Origin of the sequence: Lentzea californiensis (genome assembly GCF_024648825.1) — a bacterium.
GTDB classification, from domain to species: domain Bacteria; phylum Actinomycetota; class Actinomycetes; order Mycobacteriales; family Pseudonocardiaceae; genus Lentzea; species Lentzea californiensis.
Genome location: NZ_JANBBE010000001.1, coordinates 1,454,580 through 1,475,614, shown reverse-complemented (window position 1 = coordinate 1,475,614; position 21,035 = coordinate 1,454,580). Strand labels below are relative to the sequence as shown.

21 protein-coding genes and 2 riboswitches are annotated in these 21,035 nt (G+C 68.8%); of the genes, 10 read left to right on the top strand and 11 right to left on the bottom strand.

Translation table 11 applies throughout. The features are described 5' to 3' along the window. Positions 1–111: 111 nt before the first annotated feature. Complete coding sequence (locus LX88_RS07675) at positions 112–2,274, top strand: AAA family ATPase (protein ID WP_258947063.1); 2,163 nt, start codon at positions 112–114, stop codon at positions 2,272–2,274. Between the two features lie 216 nt (positions 2,275–2,490). On the opposite strand, the gene LX88_RS07670 is transcribed toward LX88_RS07675, so the two are convergent. Both LX88_RS07670 and LX88_RS07665 read right to left on the bottom strand, forming a co-directional pair. Next, on the bottom strand, positions 2,491–3,111 hold the full coding sequence (locus LX88_RS07670; RefSeq protein ID WP_258947062.1) for a LytR C-terminal domain-containing protein: 621 nt from the start codon (positions 3,109–3,111) through the stop codon (positions 2,491–2,493). After that, positions 3,111–3,389: a DUF3263 domain-containing protein gene (locus LX88_RS07665; protein WP_089910320.1), complete on the bottom strand. Its 279-nt coding sequence runs from the start codon at positions 3,387–3,389 to the stop codon at positions 3,111–3,113. Before LX88_RS07665 ends, LX88_RS07670 begins: the two co-directional genes overlap by 1 nt. Positions 3,390–3,497: 108 nt before the next feature. Here LX88_RS07665 and LX88_RS07660 point away from each other — a divergent pair, with 108 nt between their 5' ends. Then, positions 3,498–4,079 (top strand): peptide deformylase, encoded by a 582-nt coding sequence (locus LX88_RS07660; RefSeq protein WP_258947061.1) that lies wholly within the window; start codon positions 3,498–3,500, stop codon positions 4,077–4,079. Here the strand turns inward: LX88_RS07660 and LX88_RS07655 are convergent. Continuing rightward, positions 4,076–5,020: an aldo/keto reductase gene (locus LX88_RS07655; RefSeq protein ID WP_258947060.1), complete on the bottom strand. Its 945-nt coding sequence runs from the start codon at positions 5,018–5,020 to the stop codon at positions 4,076–4,078. The genes LX88_RS07660 and LX88_RS07655 overlap by 4 nt on opposite strands. A gap of 71 nt (positions 5,021–5,091) precedes the next feature. On the opposite strand from LX88_RS07655, the gene LX88_RS07650 reads away from it, so the two are divergent. From LX88_RS07650 to thiD, 3 genes are all read left to right on the top strand, one after another. After that, a complete protein-coding gene (locus LX88_RS07650; RefSeq protein WP_258947059.1) occupies positions 5,092–5,694 on the top strand; it encodes a LysE family translocator in 603 nt (200 codons plus the stop codon). 709 nt (positions 5,695–6,403) lie between these two features. Beyond that, positions 6,404–6,528: riboswitch (TPP riboswitch) on the top strand. Beyond that, a complete protein-coding gene (gene thiC, locus LX88_RS07645) occupies positions 6,518–8,158 on the top strand; it encodes a phosphomethylpyrimidine synthase ThiC (protein WP_258947058.1) in 1,641 nt (546 codons plus the stop codon). (Overlaps the previous riboswitch by 11 nt.) After that, positions 8,155–8,970 carry a bifunctional hydroxymethylpyrimidine kinase/phosphomethylpyrimidine kinase gene (gene thiD, locus LX88_RS07640; RefSeq protein ID WP_258947057.1) on the top strand — a complete coding sequence of 272 codons (816 nt, stop codon included), beginning with the start codon at positions 8,155–8,157 and terminating at the stop codon, positions 8,968–8,970. Before thiC ends, thiD begins: the two co-directional genes overlap by 4 nt. Before the next feature lie 67 nt (positions 8,971–9,037). Here thiD and LX88_RS07635 read toward each other — a convergent pair whose 3' ends face one another. The 4 genes from LX88_RS07635 to LX88_RS07620 all read right to left on the bottom strand — a co-directional run bounded on the left by LX88_RS07635 (position 9,038) and on the right by LX88_RS07620 (position 11,458). Beyond that, positions 9,038–9,481, bottom strand: a complete 444-nt coding sequence (locus LX88_RS07635) for a MarR family winged helix-turn-helix transcriptional regulator (RefSeq protein ID WP_229693556.1) — start codon at positions 9,479–9,481, stop codon at positions 9,038–9,040. A 75-nt stretch (positions 9,482–9,556) separates the two neighbouring features. Further along, positions 9,557–10,312: a thiazole synthase gene (locus tag LX88_RS07630; protein ID WP_086662571.1), complete on the bottom strand. Its 756-nt coding sequence runs from the start codon at positions 10,310–10,312 to the stop codon at positions 9,557–9,559. A gap of 1 nt (position 10,313) precedes the next feature. Continuing rightward, complete coding sequence (gene thiS, locus LX88_RS07625) at positions 10,314–10,514, bottom strand: sulfur carrier protein ThiS (RefSeq protein WP_170176285.1); 201 nt, start codon at positions 10,512–10,514, stop codon at positions 10,314–10,316. Then, positions 10,511–11,458, bottom strand: a complete 948-nt coding sequence (locus LX88_RS07620) for an FAD-dependent oxidoreductase (protein ID WP_308203433.1) — start codon at positions 11,456–11,458, stop codon at positions 10,511–10,513. The genes thiS and LX88_RS07620 overlap by 4 nt, the downstream gene beginning before the upstream one ends. Before the next feature lie 3 nt (positions 11,459–11,461). Continuing rightward, a riboswitch (TPP riboswitch) is annotated at positions 11,462–11,573 on the bottom strand. Positions 11,574–11,599: 26 nt separating this feature from the next. Here LX88_RS07620 and thiE point away from each other — a divergent pair. Next, positions 11,600–12,238, top strand: a complete 639-nt coding sequence (gene thiE / locus LX88_RS07615; RefSeq protein ID WP_258947055.1) for a thiamine phosphate synthase — start codon at positions 11,600–11,602, stop codon at positions 12,236–12,238. Positions 12,239–12,269: 31 nt separating this feature from the next. Further along, the gene (locus LX88_RS07610; protein ID WP_258947054.1) at positions 12,270–13,031 is read left to right on the top strand and encodes a dioxygenase family protein; all 762 of its coding nucleotides are present in this window, start codon (positions 12,270–12,272) and stop codon (positions 13,029–13,031) included. Positions 13,032–13,420: 389 nt separating this feature from the next. On the opposite strand, the gene LX88_RS07605 is transcribed toward LX88_RS07610, so the two are convergent. Both LX88_RS07605 and LX88_RS07600 read right to left on the bottom strand, forming a co-directional pair. Beyond that, positions 13,421–14,572, bottom strand: a complete 1,152-nt coding sequence (locus LX88_RS07605) for a S1 family peptidase (protein ID WP_258947053.1) — start codon at positions 14,570–14,572, stop codon at positions 13,421–13,423. A gap of 382 nt (positions 14,573–14,954) precedes the next feature. Beyond that, positions 14,955–15,443: a hypothetical protein gene (locus tag LX88_RS07600; protein ID WP_258947052.1), complete on the bottom strand. Its 489-nt coding sequence runs from the start codon at positions 15,441–15,443 to the stop codon at positions 14,955–14,957. 63 nt (positions 15,444–15,506) lie between these two features. On the opposite strand from LX88_RS07600, the gene LX88_RS07595 reads away from it, so the two are divergent. Both LX88_RS07595 and LX88_RS07590 read left to right on the top strand, forming a co-directional pair. Beyond that, the gene (locus LX88_RS07595) at positions 15,507–16,436 is read left to right on the top strand and encodes a threonine ammonia-lyase (RefSeq protein ID WP_258947051.1); all 930 of its coding nucleotides are present in this window, start codon (positions 15,507–15,509) and stop codon (positions 16,434–16,436) included. Further along, entirely contained in the window at positions 16,433–17,341 is a 909-nt protein-coding gene (locus LX88_RS07590; RefSeq protein WP_258947050.1) for a threonine ammonia-lyase, read from the top strand. Before LX88_RS07595 ends, LX88_RS07590 begins: the two co-directional genes overlap by 4 nt. Here LX88_RS07590 and LX88_RS07585 read toward each other — a convergent pair. Continuing rightward, the gene (locus LX88_RS07585) at positions 17,315–18,742 is read right to left on the bottom strand and encodes an MFS transporter (RefSeq protein ID WP_258947049.1); all 1,428 of its coding nucleotides are present in this window, start codon (positions 18,740–18,742) and stop codon (positions 17,315–17,317) included. The two genes, LX88_RS07590 and LX88_RS07585, sit on opposite strands and share 27 nt — an antisense overlap. Positions 18,743–18,771: 29 nt before the next feature. Further along, entirely contained in the window at positions 18,772–19,527 is a 756-nt protein-coding gene (locus tag LX88_RS07580; RefSeq protein ID WP_258947636.1) for a GntR family transcriptional regulator, read from the bottom strand. Positions 19,528–19,751: 224 nt separating this feature from the next. Here LX88_RS07580 and LX88_RS07575 point away from each other — a divergent pair, with 224 nt between their 5' ends. Beyond that, entirely contained in the window at positions 19,752–21,026 is a 1,275-nt protein-coding gene (locus tag LX88_RS07575; RefSeq protein WP_258947048.1) for an extracellular solute-binding protein, read from the top strand. The last annotated feature ends 9 nt before the right edge of the window (positions 21,027–21,035 follow it).

The following is a 21,035-nucleotide window of genomic DNA, read 5'->3' as shown; positions in this document are numbered from 1 at the left end:
AAATGACCCCCAGGTCTGTGACGACCGGGCCCCAGCCCGGTTCAGGACCACCGTAGCTGCTGGGTCCGACAACTCCGGAAGACTCAGTCCAGGTCAACTAGAGTCGTCGTCGTGATCACGCTGACGGCACGCCTGTCCCCGTCCGCACTGGACACCCGGCGCGGCGTAGTCCGCCTCCACCCGGAGGTGCTCGACGCCCTGGGCCTGCGCGCCTGGGACGCGGTGAAGCTGACCGGCGCCCGCGTGAGCGCCGCCCTCGCCGCAGCCGGTGAACAACCGCCCGGTGTGGTCCTGGTCGACGACGTCACGCTCACCAACCTGGGCGTGGTCGAGGGCTCCGAGATCGTCGTGGCCCCGGTCCAGGTGACGGCCGCGCGCTCGATCACCGTCGCAGGCTCCCGCCTCGCCACCACGGCACTGACGCCAGAACACGTGCGCATGGCGTTGACCGGCAAGGTCCTCACCGTGGGCGACAACGTCTCGCTGCTCCCCCAGGACCTAGCGCCGCCACCCGGCACCAACGTCTCCGAGACGCGCCGCAGGCTGTCCAACGCCATCGGCATGACGTGGACCAACGAACTCATCACCATCACCTCGACCGACCCGGCGGGCCCGGTGGCGGTGCAGCCGTCGAGCGTCGTGGGCTGGCGCTCAGCCCAGGCCCCCGCCGCCGAGGTGACCCCGGTCGTGGTGCAGGAGAAGCACGACGCACTCCCGGTCGCCGACCTGGTGGGTCAGCGCGACCAGGCCCGCCGCCTGACCGAGTGGCTGGAACTGATGTTCCGCCAGCCCGAACTCCTCACGAAGCTGGGAGCCTCCGCAAGGCTGGCCGCGATGGTCAGCGGCCCGGAAGGCGTGGGCAAGGCAACGCTGGTCCGCGCGGTAGCCAGGTCAGTAGACGCCACAGTGGTCGAACTGGCGGCCCCCAGCATCGCCGTCCTGGAACCAGGCGCAATGGCAAAACAGCTGGGCGACGCGATCGCAGGCGTCCCACAGAAACCCACGGTCCTGCTGATCACCGACATCGACGCCCTGCTGCCGACCACCCCACCACCGGTGGCCACAGTCGTCCTGGACATCCTCCGCACAGCGATCTCCCGCCCGAACCTGGCCCTGGTGGTCACCTCGGCAAGGGCGGAGTCAGCAGACGCCCGCCTACGCGCCCCGGACCTGGTAGACCGCGAACTGACACTGCCCCTCCCGGACACAGGGGGCAGAACAGAACTGCTGCGCGTCCTGCTCCGCGACGTCCCCCTGGAGTCCGATGTGGACTTCGGCGAGGTGGCGGCCCGAACCCCGGGCTTCGTGGCAGCAGACCTCTGCGCCCTACGCCGAGAAGCAGCAGTACGAGCAGCACTGCGCCAACGCGAGGTAGCAGAACCCCGAGTGGGCCAGGAAGACCTGCTGGGCGCCCTGAACACAGTCCGCCCGATCTCCATGTCAGCCTCCGACACCGTGCAAACCGGCGGCCTCACGCTGGACGACGTAGGCGACATGAAGGAGGTCAAGCAGGCCCTCACCGAGGCAGCCCTCTGGCCCCTGCGCTATCCGGACTCCTTCGCCCGCCTGGGAGTAGAACCCCCACGAGGCGTCCTGCTCTACGGCCCACCGGGATGCGGCAAGACGTTCCTGGTCCGAGCCCTGGCAGGCTCAGGCCAGCTGAACGTCCTGACGGTCAAGGGCGCAGAACTGATGGACAAGTTCGTGGGCGAGTCAGAACGAGCGGTACGAGAACTCTTCCGCAGAGCAGCAGACGCAGCCCCGGCCCTGATCTTCCTGGACGAGGTCGACGCCCTGGCCCCACGCCGAGGCCAATCATCAGACTCAGGCGTAGCCGACCGAGTGGTAGCCGCCCTACTGACAGAACTGGACGGCGTAGAACCCCTCCGCGACGTGGTGGTCATCGCAGCAACGAACCGCCCAGAGCTGATCGACCCAGCCCTACTGCGCCCAGGCCGCCTGGAACGCCTCGTCTACGTGCCACCACCAGACGCAGAGGCCCGCACAGAAATCCTCAAGGCCTCCTCCCGCAACACACCACTGTCCAACGACGTGGACCTGGCCACCCTGGCAGGCGAACTGGACATGTACTCAGCAGCAGACTGCGCAGCCCTGGTACGAGAAGCAGCACTAACGGCAATGCGCGAATCACTGGACGCAGCAGAAGTAACACAAACCCACCTGGCAAAAGCACGAACGGTAGTGCGCCCGTCCCTGGACCCAGCACAACTGGTGTCACTAGCCGCATACGCAGCAAACAGAAGCAAGACATAACAACGCGAAGCCGCAGGCGAGCCGTCCTTACCGCAAGGCAAGGACGGCACCCTCTGAGCAACAGGCAGCCGCCAACGCAACAGGCGTGCCATCTACCTACGGGCGGCGCCACCCCCGATCAGATCGCCGGGGGTCTGAGGGCAGAGCCCCAGGGGGAAGCACGCAACCGCAACAGGCCGCCCGCAGGCCGGGGAGCGCGACGCAAGCCGCAGAACCCTACTTGCTCTTGGAAACACCCTGATAGTCATTGGTGACGATCAGAATGATCCCAGGCGCAGAAGACTGGATCCCGTCGAACCGAGGCTCAACCCGAGCCCTCAACACCGAGGCCAACTCCTTGGCAGAAGCTTCCTCATCAGTCCCAGGCCGGAAGTAAACGGTAGTGGTGGGGATGGTCCCACCGGAGTAGTTCCCAGTCCCCTCAACCGCCCACCCGTTGGCCCGAACCTCATCAGAGGCCTTGGAAGCCAACCCGGTGATCGTCGAGTTGTTGTAGATCCGAACCGGAGCCTTGGCCGTCCCAGGCTGACCAACAGGCGGAGGCGGCACAACAGCAGAAGAGGTGGGCACGGTAGGCGAACCCGTAGTGGTGCCGGCAGCAGACGACGCCGTGGAGGACGGCGTAGACGCAGGCGGCTGCTCAGAAGAAGCCTGCGAAGAAGTAGTAGCCGCAGGAGGCGCTGTAGAAGACCCCTCAGCAACGGGGGGTGTGTCAGAACCCCCTCCGCTGAAGAGGCTGACAACGCCGATCACCAACGCGACGGCGGCGACGCCGAGCAGGGCGAAACCGGCGGCCTTGGCCGGACGGGACGGGCTTGCGGACTCGGGGGAGGTCATCAGTCCTCGGTGCTCCTGGCGCGGGCGCGAACCCTTTGGCGGCCTGTCCGGACACCGCGCAGCCGCTTGACGAGCATCGGATCGGCAGCCAGGGCGGCTTCGGATTCAACGAGCGCGTTGAGCAGCTGGTAGTAGCGGGTCGCGGACATGTCGAACAGTTCCCTGATGGCCTGTTCCTTGGATCCCGAGTACTTCCACCACTGACGCTCGAACGCGAGCATCGTGCGTTCGCGGCTGGTCAGCCCGTCAGCGGAGGTGAGCGTCTCGGCGTGATCCATCTGGCTCCCCACGGTCGCCACACCATCTCAGGTGCGGGCAATTCAATCACGTGATCGTTCCAACCTACCGCGCGACACCGACAGTTTTGGACCGCATAAAGTTCAGCCATGGCCGTCCACCGCATCCGCATCGCCGGCGACCCCGTGCTCCACAACCCGACGCGCGAGGTCACCGAGTTCGACACCGAGCTGAAGACCCTCGCCGCCGACATGTTCGAGACGATGGCGGCAGCTCGCGGAGTGGGGCTCGCGGCCAACCAGATCGGCGTCGACCTGCGGATCTTCGTCTACGACTGCCCGGACGACGAGGGTGTCCAGCACCGCGGTGCGATCGTGAACCCCACGCTCGAGACCTCCGGGGTCCCGGAGACCATGCCGGACCCGGACGACGACTTCGAGGGCTGCCTGAGCGTGCCCGGCGAGGCGTACCCGACCGGACGCGCCCAATGGGCGAAGGTGACCGGCCAGGACCTCGACGGGCAGCCGTTCGAGGTCGAGGGCACCGGCTTCTTCGCGCGCTGCCTGCAGCACGAGACCGACCACCTCAACGGCTACCTCTACACCGACCGCCTGATCGGCCGGTACAAGAAGGAAGCCAAGCGGATGCTGCGCGACAACGAGTGGAACCAGCCGGGCCTCTCCTGGGACCCGACCGATCCCGCGAACTTCGACGAGGACGACGAGGACTAGGACTGCGGGCGGAGCACCGACTCCACCTGCGCCAACTCCTCCACCGTCAGAGCACCGAACTCCAGCGCCGCAGCGTTCTCCTCGACCTGAGCCACCGTCCGGACACCCGGAATAGGCACCAGCCGGGGAGAACGCGCCCAGAACCACGCCAGCGCCCCCTGCACCAACGTCCGCCCGCCCGAAGTCAGCACGTCACGAACGGCCTCACGAGCCGCGAAGTACTCGGGTGACGGCCGCCCGTCGACGAAGAACCGCAGCCAGGACGGGTTCGTGACGCGCACGTCGTCCGCGGGCAACTCCGAGAACGTCTCCCGCGCCAGCAGCCCCATCGCGAGCGGACGACGGCACAGCACCGCGAAGTCGCCCGCGTACATCGCGGGGTTGTCGAACAGCAGGTTGATGTCGGCCTGCGCCGCGATCCCGTGCTCGCCGTCGCAGAAGAACCGCGCCCGCTCGACGTCGTCGGTGCTCCACCCGTAGGCGCGGATCTTGCCGGCCGCGACCAGCGCCTCGCACTCGTCGCGCAGCAGCGCCGCCTCCTCCAGCCCCAGGTCGCCCACGTGCAGCTGGTAGAGGTCGATCCGGTCGGTGCCCAGCCGCCGCAACGACCCCTCGACGGCACGGCGCAGGTACTCGACCGACCCCTGGTTCCCGGTCATCCGCTTCGACGAGGCGTCGAACCCGCACCCCCACTTCGTGGCGATCAACACCTGGTCACGCACGTCCGCAAGCGCTTGCCCCACCACGGTCTCCGCGTGCCCGCAGCCGTAGACGTCCGCGGTGTCGAACAGCGTCACGCCCAGCTCCACCGCCCGCCGCAGCGCCTTGACCGACTCGCCGTCGTCCGCCGGTCCCCAGCCGACCGGCAGGCCGTCCGGGCCCGAGAACGGCCCACCCATGGCCCACGTGCCGAAACCCAGCTTTCCCAGTTCCAAGGTCATGGGGACACCGAACATCCTGGAGTGCGCTCCAGGTCAAGAAACAAGTTGCAGCGACCGGCGACCATCGAGGCATGCCCATCGAAAACATCGTCGCCTTCGTAGCGGCCTCGTTCCTCATCGCACTGTCGCCCGGACCTGGCACGGCCATGGTCCTGCGACAGTCGGTGCACGGGCGAAAAGCCGCGCTGGCGACGGTGTTCGGCATGGAGGTCGGCGTCGCCTGCTGGGCCGTCGCCGCCGCCCTGGGCCTGAGCGTGCTGCTCACGGCGTCCGAGATCGCCTTCCACGCGCTGCGGATCGCGGGAGCGGTCTTCCTGATCTACCTGGGCGTCAAGGCCCTGATCAGCAAGAGCCTGCCCGACGCCGCGCCGCCGCCCGCCAGCCACGCGTTCCGCAGCGGCCTGGTCGTGAACCTGGCCAACCCGAAGCTCGGCGTGTTCGCGATCTCGTTCCTACCGCAGTTCGTGCCTGCCGGGGAGGCCGGCCAGGGGGTTCTGCTCTTCCTCGCCGCCGGATGGGTGCTGATCGACACCGTCTGGTACCTGGTCATCGTCTCGGTCCTGCACACGATCAGGGGCTGGCTCGGCCGGCCGCGCGTCCGTCCCGCGCTCGAGAAGCTGTCGGGCTGCGTGCTGCTGGCGCTCGGAATCCGGCTGGTACTCGACCCGCGTTGAGATCGGGTTGCCGCGGCGCCAGAAGAGCTCCGGCAGCCCGGCCAGCTCGTCGAAGGTGTGGCAGCCGGCCATCGACGCGTAGCCGCCGGCCAGCACGTGCGCGCGGATCCGGTCGAGACGGCCGAACTCGATCACCTCACCGGCGATCAGGAACGGCAGCACCAGCTGCCAGGCCTGCACGACGGCCGGACGACGCCGGTGAGGTGCGCGCAGGGCCGCACGGGCAACGCGGAGCAAGTGCTCGTTCGCGCTCATCGTGTACGGGTGCGCCGCGTGGTCCCAGCTCCACCGGCGCTCCTCGGTGACCGCGCACCTCACGCACTCGACCGGCCCGGTGCCCAGTTCGGCTCCGCAGCGTGAGCACGCCAGCAGTGTCATCGCCCAGTCGACGCACGTCCACGGGTGCTGGCCGACGTCCGCGGAGGTGACCAGTTCGGCCAGCTCCCGGTCCGCCAGCTGGGACGACGTTCTCAGCGCCTCCCAGTCCGCGAGCCAGAACTGGTCGAGCAGTTCCGCGCAGAAGCCGCAGTCGGGGTAACCCCGACCTGCGAGTTCCCCGCAGGAAGGGCATGCCGAGACCACGGCGGGGCGCTGACCGCGACGCGCGCCGGGCGGGAACGGCTGGTGATCAGCCACGAGGAAGAGATTAGGGGCAAACGACGCCCTTGGCAGCTACGGCGCGCTCTGACTATGGTCGGTTCTCGACAACTCAACACAACGCGGGAGCTCGCGCCTGAGCGGGCTGAGAGGGTGACTGGCCGTAGTGCCGGTGTCACCGACCGCCTGAACCTGACCGGGTAATGCCGGCGTAGGGAGGAATGTCGTGACGGCACTTGACGACCGTTCGGTCAAGCCCAGTGTGACCACCGGCCCGATCTCTGGGTCTCGCAAGGTGTACCGCGATGGTGTGCCTTTCCGCAGGGTGGAACTGACCAACGGCGAACATGTCGATCTGTACGACACTTCCGGTCCGTATACCGACGACAACGCGACCATCGACGTCCACAGTGGACTCCCTGACCTGAGGTCGGGGTGGATCGCCGAACGGGAACCGATCAACGGAGCTGTCAGCCAGCTCGCGTACGCGAAGGCCGGGATCATCACCCCGGAGATGCGCTACATCGCGGTGCGCGAGAACCTCGACGCGGAGTTCGTGCGCGAGGAGGTGGCCATCGGGCGTGCGGTCATTCCGTTGAACCGCAAGCACCCCGAGGCCGAGCCGATGATCATCGGCAAGAAGTTCCTCGTGAAGATCAACGCCAACATCGGCAACTCCGCGGTGTCGTCGTCGATCGAGGACGAGGTCGACAAGATGGTGTGGGCGGCCCGCTGGGGCGCCGACACGATCATGGACCTGTCCACCGGCAAGCGGATCCACGAGACGCGCGAGTGGATCCTGCGCAACTCGCCCGTCCCGATCGGCACCGTGCCGATCTACCAGGCGCTGGAGAAGGTGAACGGCGATCCGGCGGCGCTGTCGTGGGAGGTCTACCGCGACACCGTGATCGAGCAGGCCGAGCAGGGCGTCGACTACATGACGGTCCACGCGGGCGTGCTGCTGCGGTACGTGCCGCTGACGGCCAAGCGCGTCACCGGCATCGTCTCGCGCGGTGGAGCGATCATGGCCGCGTGGTGCCTCGCGCACCACAAGGAGAGCTTCCTCTACACGCACTTCGAGGAGCTCTGCGACATCCTGCGCACCTACGACGTGACGTTCTCGCTGGGTGACGGGCTGCGGCCGGGTTCCATCGCGGACGCCAACGACGAAGCGCAGTTCGCCGAGCTCAGGACCCTGGGCGAGCTCACGCACATCGCGCGCGCACGTGACGTCCAGGTCATGATCGAGGGCCCCGGCCACGTGCCGATGCACAAGATCGCCGAGAACGTCCGGCTCGAGGAGGAGTGGTGCGGCGAGGCGCCGTTCTACACCCTCGGGCCGCTGGCCACGGACATCGCGCCGGCGTACGACCACATCACGTCCGCTATCGGCGCGGCGCAGATCGGCTGGCTGGGCACCGCGATGCTCTGCTACGTCACGCCGAAGGAGCACCTGGGCCTGCCGAACCGCGACGACGTGAAGACCGGTGTGATCACGTACAAGATCGCGGCGCACTCGGCGGACCTCGCCAAGGGCCATCCCGGCGTCCAGGACTGGGACGACGCGCTGTCCAAGGCGCGCTTCGAGTTCCGCTGGGAGGACCAGTTCAACCTGTCGCTCGACCCGGACACCGCGCGCTCGTTCCACGACGAGACGCTCCCCGCGGAGCCGGCGAAGACGGCGCACTTCTGCTCGATGTGCGGGCCGAAGTTCTGCTCCATGAAGATCACGCAGGACGTGCGGCGCTACGCCGAGGAACGCGGACTGTCCACTGTGGATGCCATCGAGGCGGGCATGGCGGAGAAGTCCGGCGAGTTCGCCGACACGGGCAACCAGGTCTACCTCCCGGTCGTGGAGACTTCGTGACCGAGCCACCACCCAGGGTCCTCACCATCGCCGGAAGCGATTCCGGCGGTGGTGCGGGCATCCAGGCCGACCTCCGCACGCTCTTCGCGTGCGGAGTGCACGGCTGCGTCGCGCTGACGGCCGTGACGGTCCAGAACTCGCTGGGCGTCACGGGAGTCTCCGAGATCGCGGCGGACACGGTCGCGGCGCAGATCATCTCGGTCGCCGAGGACATCGGCGTGCAGGCCGCGAAGACCGGCATGCTCGCGTCGGCGGCGATCATCGAGGCCATCACGCCTGCCCTGGACCGCGTCGGCATCGGCTCGGGGAAGACCCCGTTCGTCGTCGACCCGGTCTCGGCGTCCATGCACGGCAACCAACTCCTCGCCGACAACGCCCTGGACGCGTTGCGCGGCCTGCTGTTCCCACGCGCGACGCTGGTGACGCCGAACCTCGACGAGGTGCGGCTGATCACCGGCATCGAGGTGAAGGACCGCGTGGACCAGCGCGTGGCGGCGGAGGCGTTGCACGCGCTGGGCCCGGAGTGGGTGCTCGTGAAGGGCGGCCACATGTGGGACGACCCGGAGTGCCTCGACCTGCTCTACGACGGCCGGGAGTTCATCGAACTGCCCGGCCCTCGTTACGACACCCAGAACACGCACGGCAGCGGCGACACGCTCGCGTCGTCGATCAGCTCGGCGCTCGCCCGTGGTGCTTCGGTGCCGGAGGCGGTGCGGTTCGGCAAGGACTTCATCGTGAAGTCCGTGGCGGCCGCCTACCCCCTGGGTGCCGGTGTCGGCCCGGTGTCGCCGTTCTGGAGTCTCGGCAGGTAGGAGTTTCACCGCTCAGCCGGGTACGCACCTCGTCGTGCCCGGCTCGGGCGGCCTGCGGGAGCACGACTTACTTCGGCTCCTCGCCCACCAGCGTCTCCAGTGCGTCGAGAGCGCCCACCAGGGCCGAGATGTGCTCCGGCGTGAGCTGTTCGATCCGCCGCTGCAACTCGCGCACCCGCGCGGACCGCACGCCGGACACCATCGTCTCGCCCTCGGGCGTGGGTGTGGCGAGCCAGGCGCGGCCGTCCTGCGGGTCGGGTTCGCGCTTCACGTACCCGGCCTCGACCAGCGCGGCGACGATGCGCGACAACGTCGGGGGTGCCACGCCTTCCTTGTTCGCCAGGTCTCCCAGGCGCATGGGGCCACAGCGCGCGAGGGTGGCCAGCGCGGAGACCGCGCCGGGGCCGAGTCCGGGGGAACCGGTGCGTCGCAGCAACCGGGCCAGCCGGCCGATCGCCAGGTACAGGCGCGCGGTCGCGTCCTCGACCTCGGCGTCAATGGGGGCCGTCACGGCTAGTCGTCCTCCTCGGCGGATTTCAGGTAGTGCTCAATCATCCCCCAACACGTGAGTACCCAAGGTAGCGACTCAGAGACCCGGCGAAGACGCTTGGGCCCAAAAGCGTTGCGGAATTCGTCCGGCCAAGCGCGCCAGCCGTCCGCCCTCGACCGCACAACGCATGGCGGCACCCATCCGTTCCGGGTCCTGGGCGCGGGTGACCGCGGTCGCCAGCAACACCGCTGAGCAGCCGAGTTCCATCGCCAGGGCCGCGTCCGAGGCCGTGCCGATGCCCGCGTCCAGGACTACTGGAACAGAAGCACGGGAAGTGATCAGCTCGATGTTGTGCGGGTTGCGGATGCCGAGACCGGTGCCGATGGGAGAGCCCAGCGGCATGACCGTCGCGCACCCGATGTCCTGGAGCTTCAGCGCCAGCACCGGATCGTCGTTGGTGTAGGGCAGGACGACGAAGCCGTCGTTCACCAGCCGCTCGGCCGCGTCGAGCAGCTCGACCGGGTCCGGCAGCAGGGTCTCCTCGTCGTGCACGACCTCGAGCTTGACCCAGTTCGTCTCCAGCGCCTCGCGTGCCAGCTGGGCCGTCAGCACGGCCTCGGCGGACGTGCGGCAGCCCGCCGTGTTCGGCAGCACCTCGATTCCAAGGCGCCGCAACAACTCCAGCACGCCCGTCTGACCTGCGGCGTCGACGCGGCGCATCGCCACGGTGGTCAGCTCGGTGCCGGACGCGACCAGGGCCCGTTCCAGCACCGAGAGGTTCGCGGCGCCGCCGGTGCCGGTGATGAGCCTGGACCGGAACTCCCGGCCCGCGATGATCAGCGGATCGTCCACGTCAGCCTCCCTGGACCGCGGTCAGCACCTCGACGACGCCGCCGTCCGGCACGATCGTCCTGTCCCACAACGCCCTCGGCACCACGGCGCCGTCGAGCGCCACGGCCACGCCCTTCTCGGGTGCTCCCACCAGCGTCACGACCGCGGCCACCGACGTGCCGTCGGCCAAGTCACGGGAGGTCCCGTTCACCTGTGCCTTCACGAACTTCCTCCCTGAAGCAGGTCAACTACGACCTGAGCGGTGTGCGGGGCCAGCAGCAGGCCGTTGCGGTGGTGGCCGGTCGCGGCGATGACGCCGGGTTCCAGGAACCGCACCACCGGCACGTTGTCCGGGCTGCCCGCGCGGAACCCGACGGCGGCCTCGGTCAGCGCGTACCCGGCGATGCCCGGCAGCACGGTTTCCGCGTCCCGCAACAGGTCTCGCACGCCCGCGACGGACACATCGGTGTCGAACCCGGCCTCGTACTGGGTCGCGCCGACGACCAGGCCGTCGTCGCGCGGCACCAGGTAGACCGGACGGCCGGAGACCAGAGCGCGGATCGTGTGACGAGGGGGCGGCAACGCGCCGGGCCGGTGGGTGAGTCTCAGGATCTCGCCCTTGACCGGCCGGATCACGTCCTTCAGGGCGGGGTGCAACCCGCCGCTCCACGCCCCGGCCGCGATCACCGTGATCTTTCCCTCCACTGAGGACACGACCCCGGCGTCCCGGCAAGCCTTCCACAGCGCGGAAAGCAGCGCTCTGTTGTCGACGGCGAGGTCCCCGGCCGCGTACACACCGCCGCGCACCGCCGGGCCCAGCGAAGGTTCGAGAGCCCGGATCTCCCGTGACGTCAGCAACTGCCCCGCGTGCCGCAGGTCGGCGAGGTCACCCGGCTGCGTCCCGACCGCCAGCGTCCCGGCGTCGAACAGCGGGACACCGATCGAGGCCGCGAACTCCGGCCACATCGCCAGGGCCTCGACACCCTGCGCCACCACGGCTTCCTCGCCCGGCCAGGCCTCCGTCAACGGCGCGAGCATGCCGCCGGCGACGCGCGAACCCGCGTGCGGCGAGCCCTCGTCGAACACGGAGACCGAGAACCCGGCCCGTGCCGCGGCCAAGGCCACGGACAGCCCTATGACACCGCCACCCCGGACGGCCACTTCCACACTGCTCAAGGCATTCACGCTCCCTGCGCCGGCATGACCCGGATCAGGTTCGACGGTCGGAGCGAACCACGCTCCCTCTCAGCCCGGTGTTCTCCAGGCTCCCGTGCGGACCGACTTCAACATAACGGTTAACGTGCGTACGTGCCAGGACTCGACGGAAACCTGATCAGGCAACGACTCGCCGACGCGACCCTCTACCTCTGCACGCCGGACCGGCCTGATCTGGCCGAGTTCGCGGACGCGGCGCTCGCGGGCGGCGTCGACGTCATCCAGTTGCGGGACAAGTCACTGGAGGCGAAGCAGGAGATCGAGGCGATCGAGATCCTCGCCGAGGCCACCGAACGCCACGGCAGGCTCCTCGCCGTGAACGACCGCGCGGACATCGCCCACGCCGTGCAGGCGGACGTGCTGCACCTCGGCCAGGACGACCTGCCCGTGCCGCTCGCCCGCCGGATCGTCGGCGACGACGTGGTGATCGGCCGCTCCACCCACGACGCCGACCAGATGACCGCGGCGACGACCGAACCCGGCGTGGACTACTTCTGCACCGGCCCGTGCTGGCCCACCCCGACCAAGCCGGGCCGTCCGGCGCCGGGCCTCGACCTCGTCCGGGCCACGAAGTCAGAACGCCCCTGGTTCGCCATCGGTGGCATCGACCTCACCAACCTCCGCGAGGTGCTCCAGGCAGGAGCCACCCGAGTGGTCGTCGTGCGGGCCATCACCGACGCCGAGGACCCCCGCAGGGCCGCCGAGTCGTTCAAAGTTGAACTTGGTAGTTGAAATTTGAACTAACAGGCGTACTCTCGAAGACGTGAGCGCACCTGTGCTGTACCTGAGCCACGGGGCTCCCCCGCCAACTGACGACGAGACGTGGACCAGAGAGCTCGCGGACTGGTCCGCCACCCTCCCGCGCCCGGAGGCCGTTCTCATGGTCTCCGCGCACTGGGAGGAGGCGCCGACCACCATCGGCGCGACGACGACCGTCCCCCTGGTCTACGACTTCTGGGGTTTCCCGCAGCGCTACTACGAGGTGAAGTACGAGGCGCCCGGCGCACCGGAACTCGCGAACGACGTGCGCAAGCTCCTCGGCGGTCACGTCGAGCAGGACGAGGCGCGCGGGCTCGACCACGGCGCCTACGTGCCGCTGAAGGAGATGTTCCCGGACGCCGACGTGCCGGTGCTGCAGATGTCGATGCCGACGCTCGACCCGCGTGAGCTGCACGAGATCGGCCGCAAGCTGGCACCGTTGCGGGACAAGAACGTCCTGATCGTCGGCAGCGGGTTCATGACGCACAACCTGAGCTGCGTGAACTTCCCCGCCGGACCGGACTACGAGCCGCCGTCGTGGTCGAGGGAGTTCGACGACTGGGCGCACCAGCAACTCGCGAACGGCGACGTCGACGCACTGCTCGACTTCCAGGTGAAGGCGCCGGCCGCCGGCATCGCACATCCGAGGACCGAGCACTTCGCACCGTTGTTCGTGGCGCTCGGCGCGGCGAGCGACGAGAAAGCCCGTACCAGCGTTGAAGGCTTCTGGTACGGGCTCTCGAAACGATCAGTGCAGTTCAGCTAGTGTCCTGCGCCGGAAGTCCGCCGCTGAAGTCCCTGCCGTTTGTGCCGCACGCGGGGCGCTTTCGTGCGCGTGGAGCGCACGAAAGCGCCCCGCGTGCAGTTGATGACGGCGTGGCTGAGGCCCCGCGACGTTGATGAGGGGAGCTTTCCCAAACCTGAGGTTGATGAAAGCTCCCCTCATCAACCTTCATACTTTGATGACGAATTTCCGGCGCAGGACACTAGCGGTGTGGCCCGGAATGTTGCCGGGCGAATTCGCGGTCGGACGGACGCATCGCGGCGCCGCCCCCACGTCCTCGTACTGGATGTACGGGGGCGTGGGGGCGGTGTCGTGAGGTGTCCTGCTGAGCGTGAATTACCCAGTCAACATTCCGGGCCGCGCCGCTGGTCCTAGCCGCGCGTGAGGGTCAGGCCGTAGCGCGACAGGATCGGGTTGAGCGGCTGGAAGTACGTGGTGCCGCCGGACGAGCAGTTGCCCGAACCGCCGGACGTCACGCCCTGGGCCTGGCCGAAGCCGGAACCCGCCACCCACGAACCACCCGAGTCGCCACCCTCGGCACAGGCGTTGGTGCGGGTGAGGCCCCGGACCGAGCCCTGCGGGTAGTTCACGGTCTGGTTCTTGGCCTGGACGGTGCCGCAGCGCCACCCGGTCGTCGAACCGGAACGGCAGATCTGGGCGCCGACGGCGGCCTCGGTGTTGCCGCGGACGATGACGTTCGCGCCGCCGTAGCGGTTGACCCACGGACGCGGCGTCCAGTTCGCGTTGGTGCGGACGTGCGCGTAGTCGTTGCCCGGGAAGACCGATCCCGCGAACGTGCCCTGGGCGACCCGGTTGAAGCCGGACACCGCGGTGCCGGCACGGCCACAGTGACCTGCGGTGACGTAGCCACCGGTCACGGAGAAGCCGAGCGAGCAACGGCCGCCGCCCATGTAGATGGCGTCACCGCCGCGCAGGTCGTACAGCGGGGTCGGGCTCTCGGTCACCTCGGCGACCTTGACCGAACCGCTGATCGACTTGGCCGTCGCGATCCACTGTTCCGCGGCCGCGTCGCGCACGTTCTTGTTGACCTCGACGACGACGCTGTTCGACTGCTCGTCGACGCGCCAGCTCGTGATCGCCGCAGGGGCGGTCATGAGGTCGAGGACCGACTTGGTCCCGGTCAGCTGGGAGAGCGAGTTCGTGACGACCTTGGTGTCCGCGCCGGTCACGGAGAGTCCCGACTTGGTCACCGCCACCGTCAGTCTGCCGCTCGCCTGGTCGATCCAGGCTCCGCCGAACGCGTCGCCCAGGGAGGACTTCGCGGACTCCGCAATCTGGCCTGACTGGGCGTCATTGGCCAACCGGACGCGTGCCTGGTCAGCGTTCAGGCCCAAATCACGCTGGACCGCTTGGAGCAATTCGGCCGGGTAGCTCTCCGTATCGGAACCGGATGGGGCGACCGGTGCGGCAGGGGCACCAAACGCCGGTACGCTGAGAGCAGTGACGACTCCGGTGGCGAGAATCAGGGCACCGGTTACACGGGCCGCACTCGTGCGGTTCATCAAGACGTCTCCCTCACTTTCGGGTGCAGGGGAACCCGAGAGATCGGTTGCAGGGACCTCTCTCGGGGGCTCTAGGGGGACGGGTGGTGGGGCGGCGGCAGGGGTCGCCCCACCCCTCCCGTCCTCAGTTGCCTCTCAAATCCGGTGCAGGCGCTGTGTCCTCCACCGAAGGCGCCGGGCTCAAGCGGACGTGCCACGAGCCTCATTGCGCCTCCTCCCGGTCTCTTTCGGACCGAATCTTTTCGCCCGTTCGAGTGAAGTTGCGGGCCTATCGGCTATGACGCCCCGCCTCGAACGTGAACGAAGTGTGTCACAGCTCACGACAGATCAACTGCGGCGCGTAGCAATTGACAGTTAACTATCGCTCAACGTAGTGACGTGATCACCGAATGGGGTCGGTGGTGGACGGTGGCGTCGAGCTGCCCGTCGGCTGTGCCGGTTCTGTCGTCGTCGACGAGGGCGCGGTCGTCGTCGTGCCGCCGGACGAGGACTGGCCGGACGTGCCAGGAGGCGCCGTCACGGTGATCGTCTCGACCTTCGTCGTCTCGGTTTTCGTCTCGGTGTGAGTGCTTGTGGACGGTTTGCCCGGACCGGCCGTCACGGGTTTGCCGGTGACCAGCTGGACGCTCGTCGCTGTGAGGACGGTCACCACGAACACGAGCAGTCCGCCGACAGCGATCACCTGCCAACGCTTCTCGCGTTCCATCGACCGTTGGTAGAACACGGCGCCGACTGTGGTCACGACGCTCGCGAGGATCGCGCCGACGATGGTGCCGACGAGGTTGAGGCGAAGGCTCAGCACGGCCGCTGTGGCGGCGGCGAGCACACTCGCGATGAGCTTGACGGGGGTGATCTTCTCCTTCTCAGACATGACACACGTAGGACGTTGGGCACAGTTCACCGGTTGTGCGCCGGTGACGTGCATCATCGACGCATGCGCCTGGTGACTCTCGAAGACGTCCACGCGGCCGCCGCCGCGATCGCCCCGCATGTCGTCCACACCCCGTTGCTGTCCTTCGACTCCGGCCTGTGGATCAAGCCGGAGTCGCTGCAGCCGGTCGGTGCGTTCAAGCTGCGCGGTGCGGTGAACGCGTTGTCCCGCATACCTTCCGAGGACCGGGCGCGCGGTGTCGTGGCGTATTCGAGCGGTAACCACGCGCAGGCGGTCGCCTACGCGGCCAAGACCCTCGGCATGCCGGCCGCGATCGTCGTGCCGGAGAACACGCCGCAGCTCAAGATCGACGCGACGCGGGCGCACGGCGCCGAGGTGTTCGTCGTCGGCATCACCGAACGCGAGTCGCGCGCCTACGAACTGGTCGAGGAGCGCAAGGCGACGCTCATCCCGCCGTTCGACCACCCGGACGTGATCGCCGGGCAGGGCACCATCGGCCTGGAGGTCCTCGCCGACCTCCCGGACGTGGCGACGGTCCTGGTGCCGGTGAGCGGCGGCGGGCTGGTCTCCGGTGTCGCGGCGACGGTGAAGTCGTTGCGCCCCAACGTCCGCGTGATCGGTGTCGAGCCGGAGCTGGCCGGTGACACGTCAGCGTCGTTCGCGGCCGGTGAGCTCGTCCGCTGGGACGCGCACGACCGCGCGCGGACCGTCGCGGACGGACTGCGCGCCGAGCCCTCCGAACTGACGTGGGCGCACATCCGCGAGTACGTGGACGACGTCGTGACCGTCTCCGAGGACGAGATCCGGGACGCGGTGAGGCAGATCGCCCGCCGCACGCGGGTCGTGTCCGAGACGAGCGGTGCCGTCGCCGTGGCGGCGTACCTGAACCGCGAACTGCCGGCCGGTCCGGCCGTCGCGGTGGTCTCCGGTGGCAACATCGAGCCCACGCTGCTCGCGTCGATCCTCGGATGATCGCGCTCCCAGACATCCGTTCGGCGGCGGCGGTCATCGCACCGCACGTGGTGCGCACGCCGCTGCTGCCGTTCGGTCCTGGATGGATCAAGCCGGAGAACCTGCAGCCGGTCGGCGCGTTCAAGCTCCGGGGTGCGCTGAACGCGTTGGCACGCCTGGAGAATCGGGCGAACGGCGTAGTCGCCTACTCCAGCGGCAACCACGCGCAGGCCGTGGCGTTCGCCGCCCGCCTGCACGGCGTGCCGGCCGCGATCGTGATGCCGGACAACACCCCGGCGGTCAAGGTCGAGGCCACGAAGGCGCTGGGGGCCGAGGTCTTCATCGTCGGCATCACCGAACGCGTCGAGCGCGCCGAGGCCCTGGTGGCCGAACGCGGCGCGGCGCTGATCCCGCCGTTCGACCACCCCGACGTGATCGCCGGGCAGGGCACCATCGGCCTGGAGGTCCTCGAAGACCTGCCGGACGTCGAGGCCGTCGTGGTGCCGATGTCCGGCGGCGGGCTGATCTCCGGCGTCGCCACGGCGATCAAGTCGCTGCGCCCGGACGTCCGCGTGATCGGCGCGGAGCCCGAACTGGCCGCGGACATCGCGGAATCGCTCCGAGCGGGCGAGCTGGTGCGCTGGGATCCCCTGGAACGGGCTCAGACGGCCGCTGACGCCCTGCGGGACGAACCCTCCGCGCTGACCTGGGCGCACATCAGCAAGTACGTGGACGACGTGATCACCGTGTCGGAGGACGAGATCCTCGCGGCGGTGGCCGGCCTGGCCCGGCGGGCGCGACTCGTCGCCGAGCCGAGCGGCGCTGTCGCGGTGGCGGCGCAGGCGAAGATCGGCGGAGGCGGCGTCGCCGTCGTGTCCGGCGGCAACGTCGACCCCGCGCTACTGGCGCGCCTTCTCGCCACCTGACCGGATGTGCGTCGGCGGGCCCTCCACGCCGCAGTGCAGGCACTCACCGGGGTGCGGGGCCTCCTGCTGCTCCGGCGCCGCGGCGAGCACCCGGTTGTCCACGCCGACGGCCAGCAGACCGCCGATGATCGCGGCGACCGAGCACAGCACGAGGGCCATCTGCCAGCCCTCGGTCATCACGGCGGGGTTCGTGTAGTCCTCGCCCATCAACCCCACGGCCGCGGGCAGCACGGCCATCGCGAGCAGGCTGCCGGTGCGGGCGACGGCGTTGTTCACGCCGGACGCGACACCCGCGTGGTGGTCGGGCGCCGAGGCCAGCACGGTCGCCGTCACAGGGGCGACGACGATCGCGAGACCGATGCCGAACAGCACCACGCCGGGCAGCACGCCGGTCACGTACGAGGCGCCCGGAACGGCGTTGCGCAGCAGCAACATGCCCAGCCCGACCAGGATCGGACCGACGATCAGCTGCAACCGGGGCCCGTAGCGCTGAGCTATTCGCCCGGACGTCGAGGACGCCAGCAGCATGATGATCGTGAGCGGCACGCTGGCCAGGCCGGACGCCGTCGGCGAGTACCCGAGCGAGATCTGCAGCTGCAGCACGAGCAGCACCATCACGCCGCCGAGTGCCGCGTAGACCAGGAAGGTCAGGACGTTGGAGACCAGGAACGTCCGGTTGCGGAACAGCTCCGGCGGCACCAGCGGGTCGGCGGAGCGCTTCTGCACCACCCCGAACGCGATCATCGCGGCCAGGCCCGCGGCCGCCAGCACGTACGACTGCTCGACGAGCCCGCCCGTCAGCAGGGCGAGGCCCAGCGCGCCGACCAGCGCCGACAGATAGTTCGGGTGCCCGGACGACTCGTCGTTCGACTCCGGCACGAACCGCAGCGCGAGGTACACGCAGAGTGCGGCCACCGGCAGGTTCACCAGGAACGCGAGCCGCCACGACCAGGCCTGCACCAGCAGCCCGCCGACCAGCGGCCCGATCGCGGTGGCCACACCGGACAGTCCGGACCAGGCGCCGATGGCGCGTGACCGGTCCTCCCGGTTGAACGACGACTGCAGGATCGCCAGCGCGCCCGGCGTCAGCAACGCCGCGCCCACGCCCTGCAGCACACGTGCCGCCACCAGCACCGGAACGTTCCACGCGGCACCGCACAGCAGCGACGCGACGCCGAACCAGATCACACCGGTCACGTAGACCCGCCGCCGGCCGAACCTGTCGCCGAGCGAACCGGCGACCAGGATCAGCGAGGCCAGTGCGAGCAGGTACCCGTTGAGGATCCACTGCAGGTCCGTCACCGACGCGGAGAACTCCGCGCCGATCCGGGGCAGCGCCACGTTGACGATCGTCCCGTCGAGCATGGCCATGCCCGATCCGAGGATCGTCGTCGTCAGCACCCAGCGTGCTCGTGGCGTGCCCCAGGCGATCAAGACGGCCGGTTCAGCGTGGCGACGAACTTGTACCGATCACCCCGGTAGACCGACCGGACCCACTCGATCGGATTGCCCTCCGTGTCGAACGAGTGCCGCGACAGCAGCAGCATCGGCAGACCGATGTCGGCGCCGAGCAGTTCTGCCTCTTCAGGCGAGGCGAGCGCTGTCTCGATCGTCTCCTCGGCGTGTCCCATCTCGACGCCGAACCGCTCGGACAGCACCTGGTACAGCGACGCGCCGGGCGCCAGGTACCGGCGCAGACCGCGGAAGCGGCCCAGCGCGAGGTGCGTCGTCTCGATCGCCATCGGCTCGTTGTCGGCGAGCCTCAGGCGGTGCAGGCGCAGGACCTTGGCACCGGGGCGCACGCCCAGGTACCGGGCGAGCTCGGCCTCCGCCGCCATCTCCGAAGCCTCGATCAGCTTCGACGACGGCACGCGGCCCTGGGCTCTCATGTCCTCTGTGTACGAAGACAGCTGCAACCTCTGGGCGACCTTGGGTTCCGCCGCAAAGGTGCCCTTGCCCTGCACACGGAGCAGGCGCCCCTCCACCGTCAGCTCGGCGAGAGCCTGGCGGACGGTCGTCCTGGAGACGTCGAACTCCGCGGCCAGCGACCGTTCCGTGGGGATCGGCGAGCCGGGCGGCAACGCCCTCAACAGGTCGAGCAGGTGCCGCTTGAGACCCCAGTACTTGGGTTCGCGTTGCGCCCGTGTCCTGGCGTCCACGCCTGATGCAGGCGTCGTCTCCAGCATGGCCTCCTCCTCGCACTCCATGTCACGCATCACAAGGATGCCTTGTCCGTGTCGATTCGTGCGTCCGAACCCCCGACATCCGCCTCGAAATTCGTCCGATGACTTCGCAACGTCTTGGCAACGCGCTTGACAGACGCGGTGACGCAGCACACGCTGTTCCGCATTGGTCTACACCACTTGGACGTTCCGGCCGTTGTGCCGGGCTTGGTGAAAGGGCGCGAATTGTGAAGGGCTGGAGAGGACTCGCTGCCGGTGCCGCCGCACTGGCAGTGGCCGTGTCAGGCTGTGGCACGAGCACGAGCAGCGGTGGCAACACGGAGACCAAAGAGATCACCGTGTGGCTCATGGACGGCTCCGCGGCGCCGACCCTGACCGACGCCTTGAACAAGGAGTTCGAGTCAGCGAACGGCATCAAGGTCAAGTACGAGGTCCAGAAGTGGACCGGCATCCAGGAGAAGCTGACGACCGCTCTGGCGAGCAGCACGCCGCCGGACGTCATCGAGCTCGGCAACACGCAGACGGCGAGCTTCGCCGACCAGGGCACGCTGGCCGACCTGACCGCTGACTCCGGTCAGTTCAACGGTGGCGAGTGGCTGGGTGGCCTCAAGGACTCGCTGACGCTCAACGGCAAGCAGTACGGCGTTCCGTTCTACGCCGCGAACCGCACCGTCATCTACCGCACCGACCTGCTCCAGGCGGCCGGCGTCACGGCGCCGCCCACCTCGCGTGCCGAGTGGATCGACGCGATCAACAAGCTCAAGGCCGCCAACGCGTCCAACCCGGACTTCCAGGCCCTGTACCTGCCGGGTCAGTCCTGGTACTTCCTGCTCTCGCTGATCTGGGACGAGGGCGGCGACATCGCCAAGCAGGACGGCGGCAAGTGGACCGGCACGCTCGACACCCCGCAGGCGAAGGCGGGCTTCGAGGCCTACAAGGCGATCTACGACGCGTCGGCCACCAAGAAGGTCCCGGCTGACATCGACGAGGCGAAGCCCCAGCAGATGGAGGTCTTCGGCACGGGCAACGTGGGCATGATGGTCGGCCTCCCGTGGGAGCTCGCCGGCGCCGTGAAGGCGAAGCCGGAGCTGACGGAGAAGACCTCGGCGTTCCCGATCCCGTCCAAGAAGGCCGGCTCGTCCGCTCCCGTGTTCCTGGGCGGCTCGAACCTCGCCATCCCGACGGCCAGCAAGAACGCCGCCGCGGCCAAGAAGTACCTGTCGCTGCTGTCCTCCAAGAAGTACCAGGACCTGCTCGCCGAGGGCGGCGCGGTTCCCGGTACCTCGAAGGACACCGCGAAGCTCGCCACCAACGCGGTCGGCAAGGCGCTCGCCGCCTCCTCCCCCAACGGCAAGGTCACCCCGGTGACGCCGAAGTGGGCGGCCGTCGAGGCGGGCCAGAACCCGCTCAAGGACGCGCTCACCGCGTACCTCACCGGTGCCAAGTCGCTCGACCAGGCAACGAAGGACGCGAGCGAAGCCATCACCAAGGCGATGGCCTAGCCAAGCTGA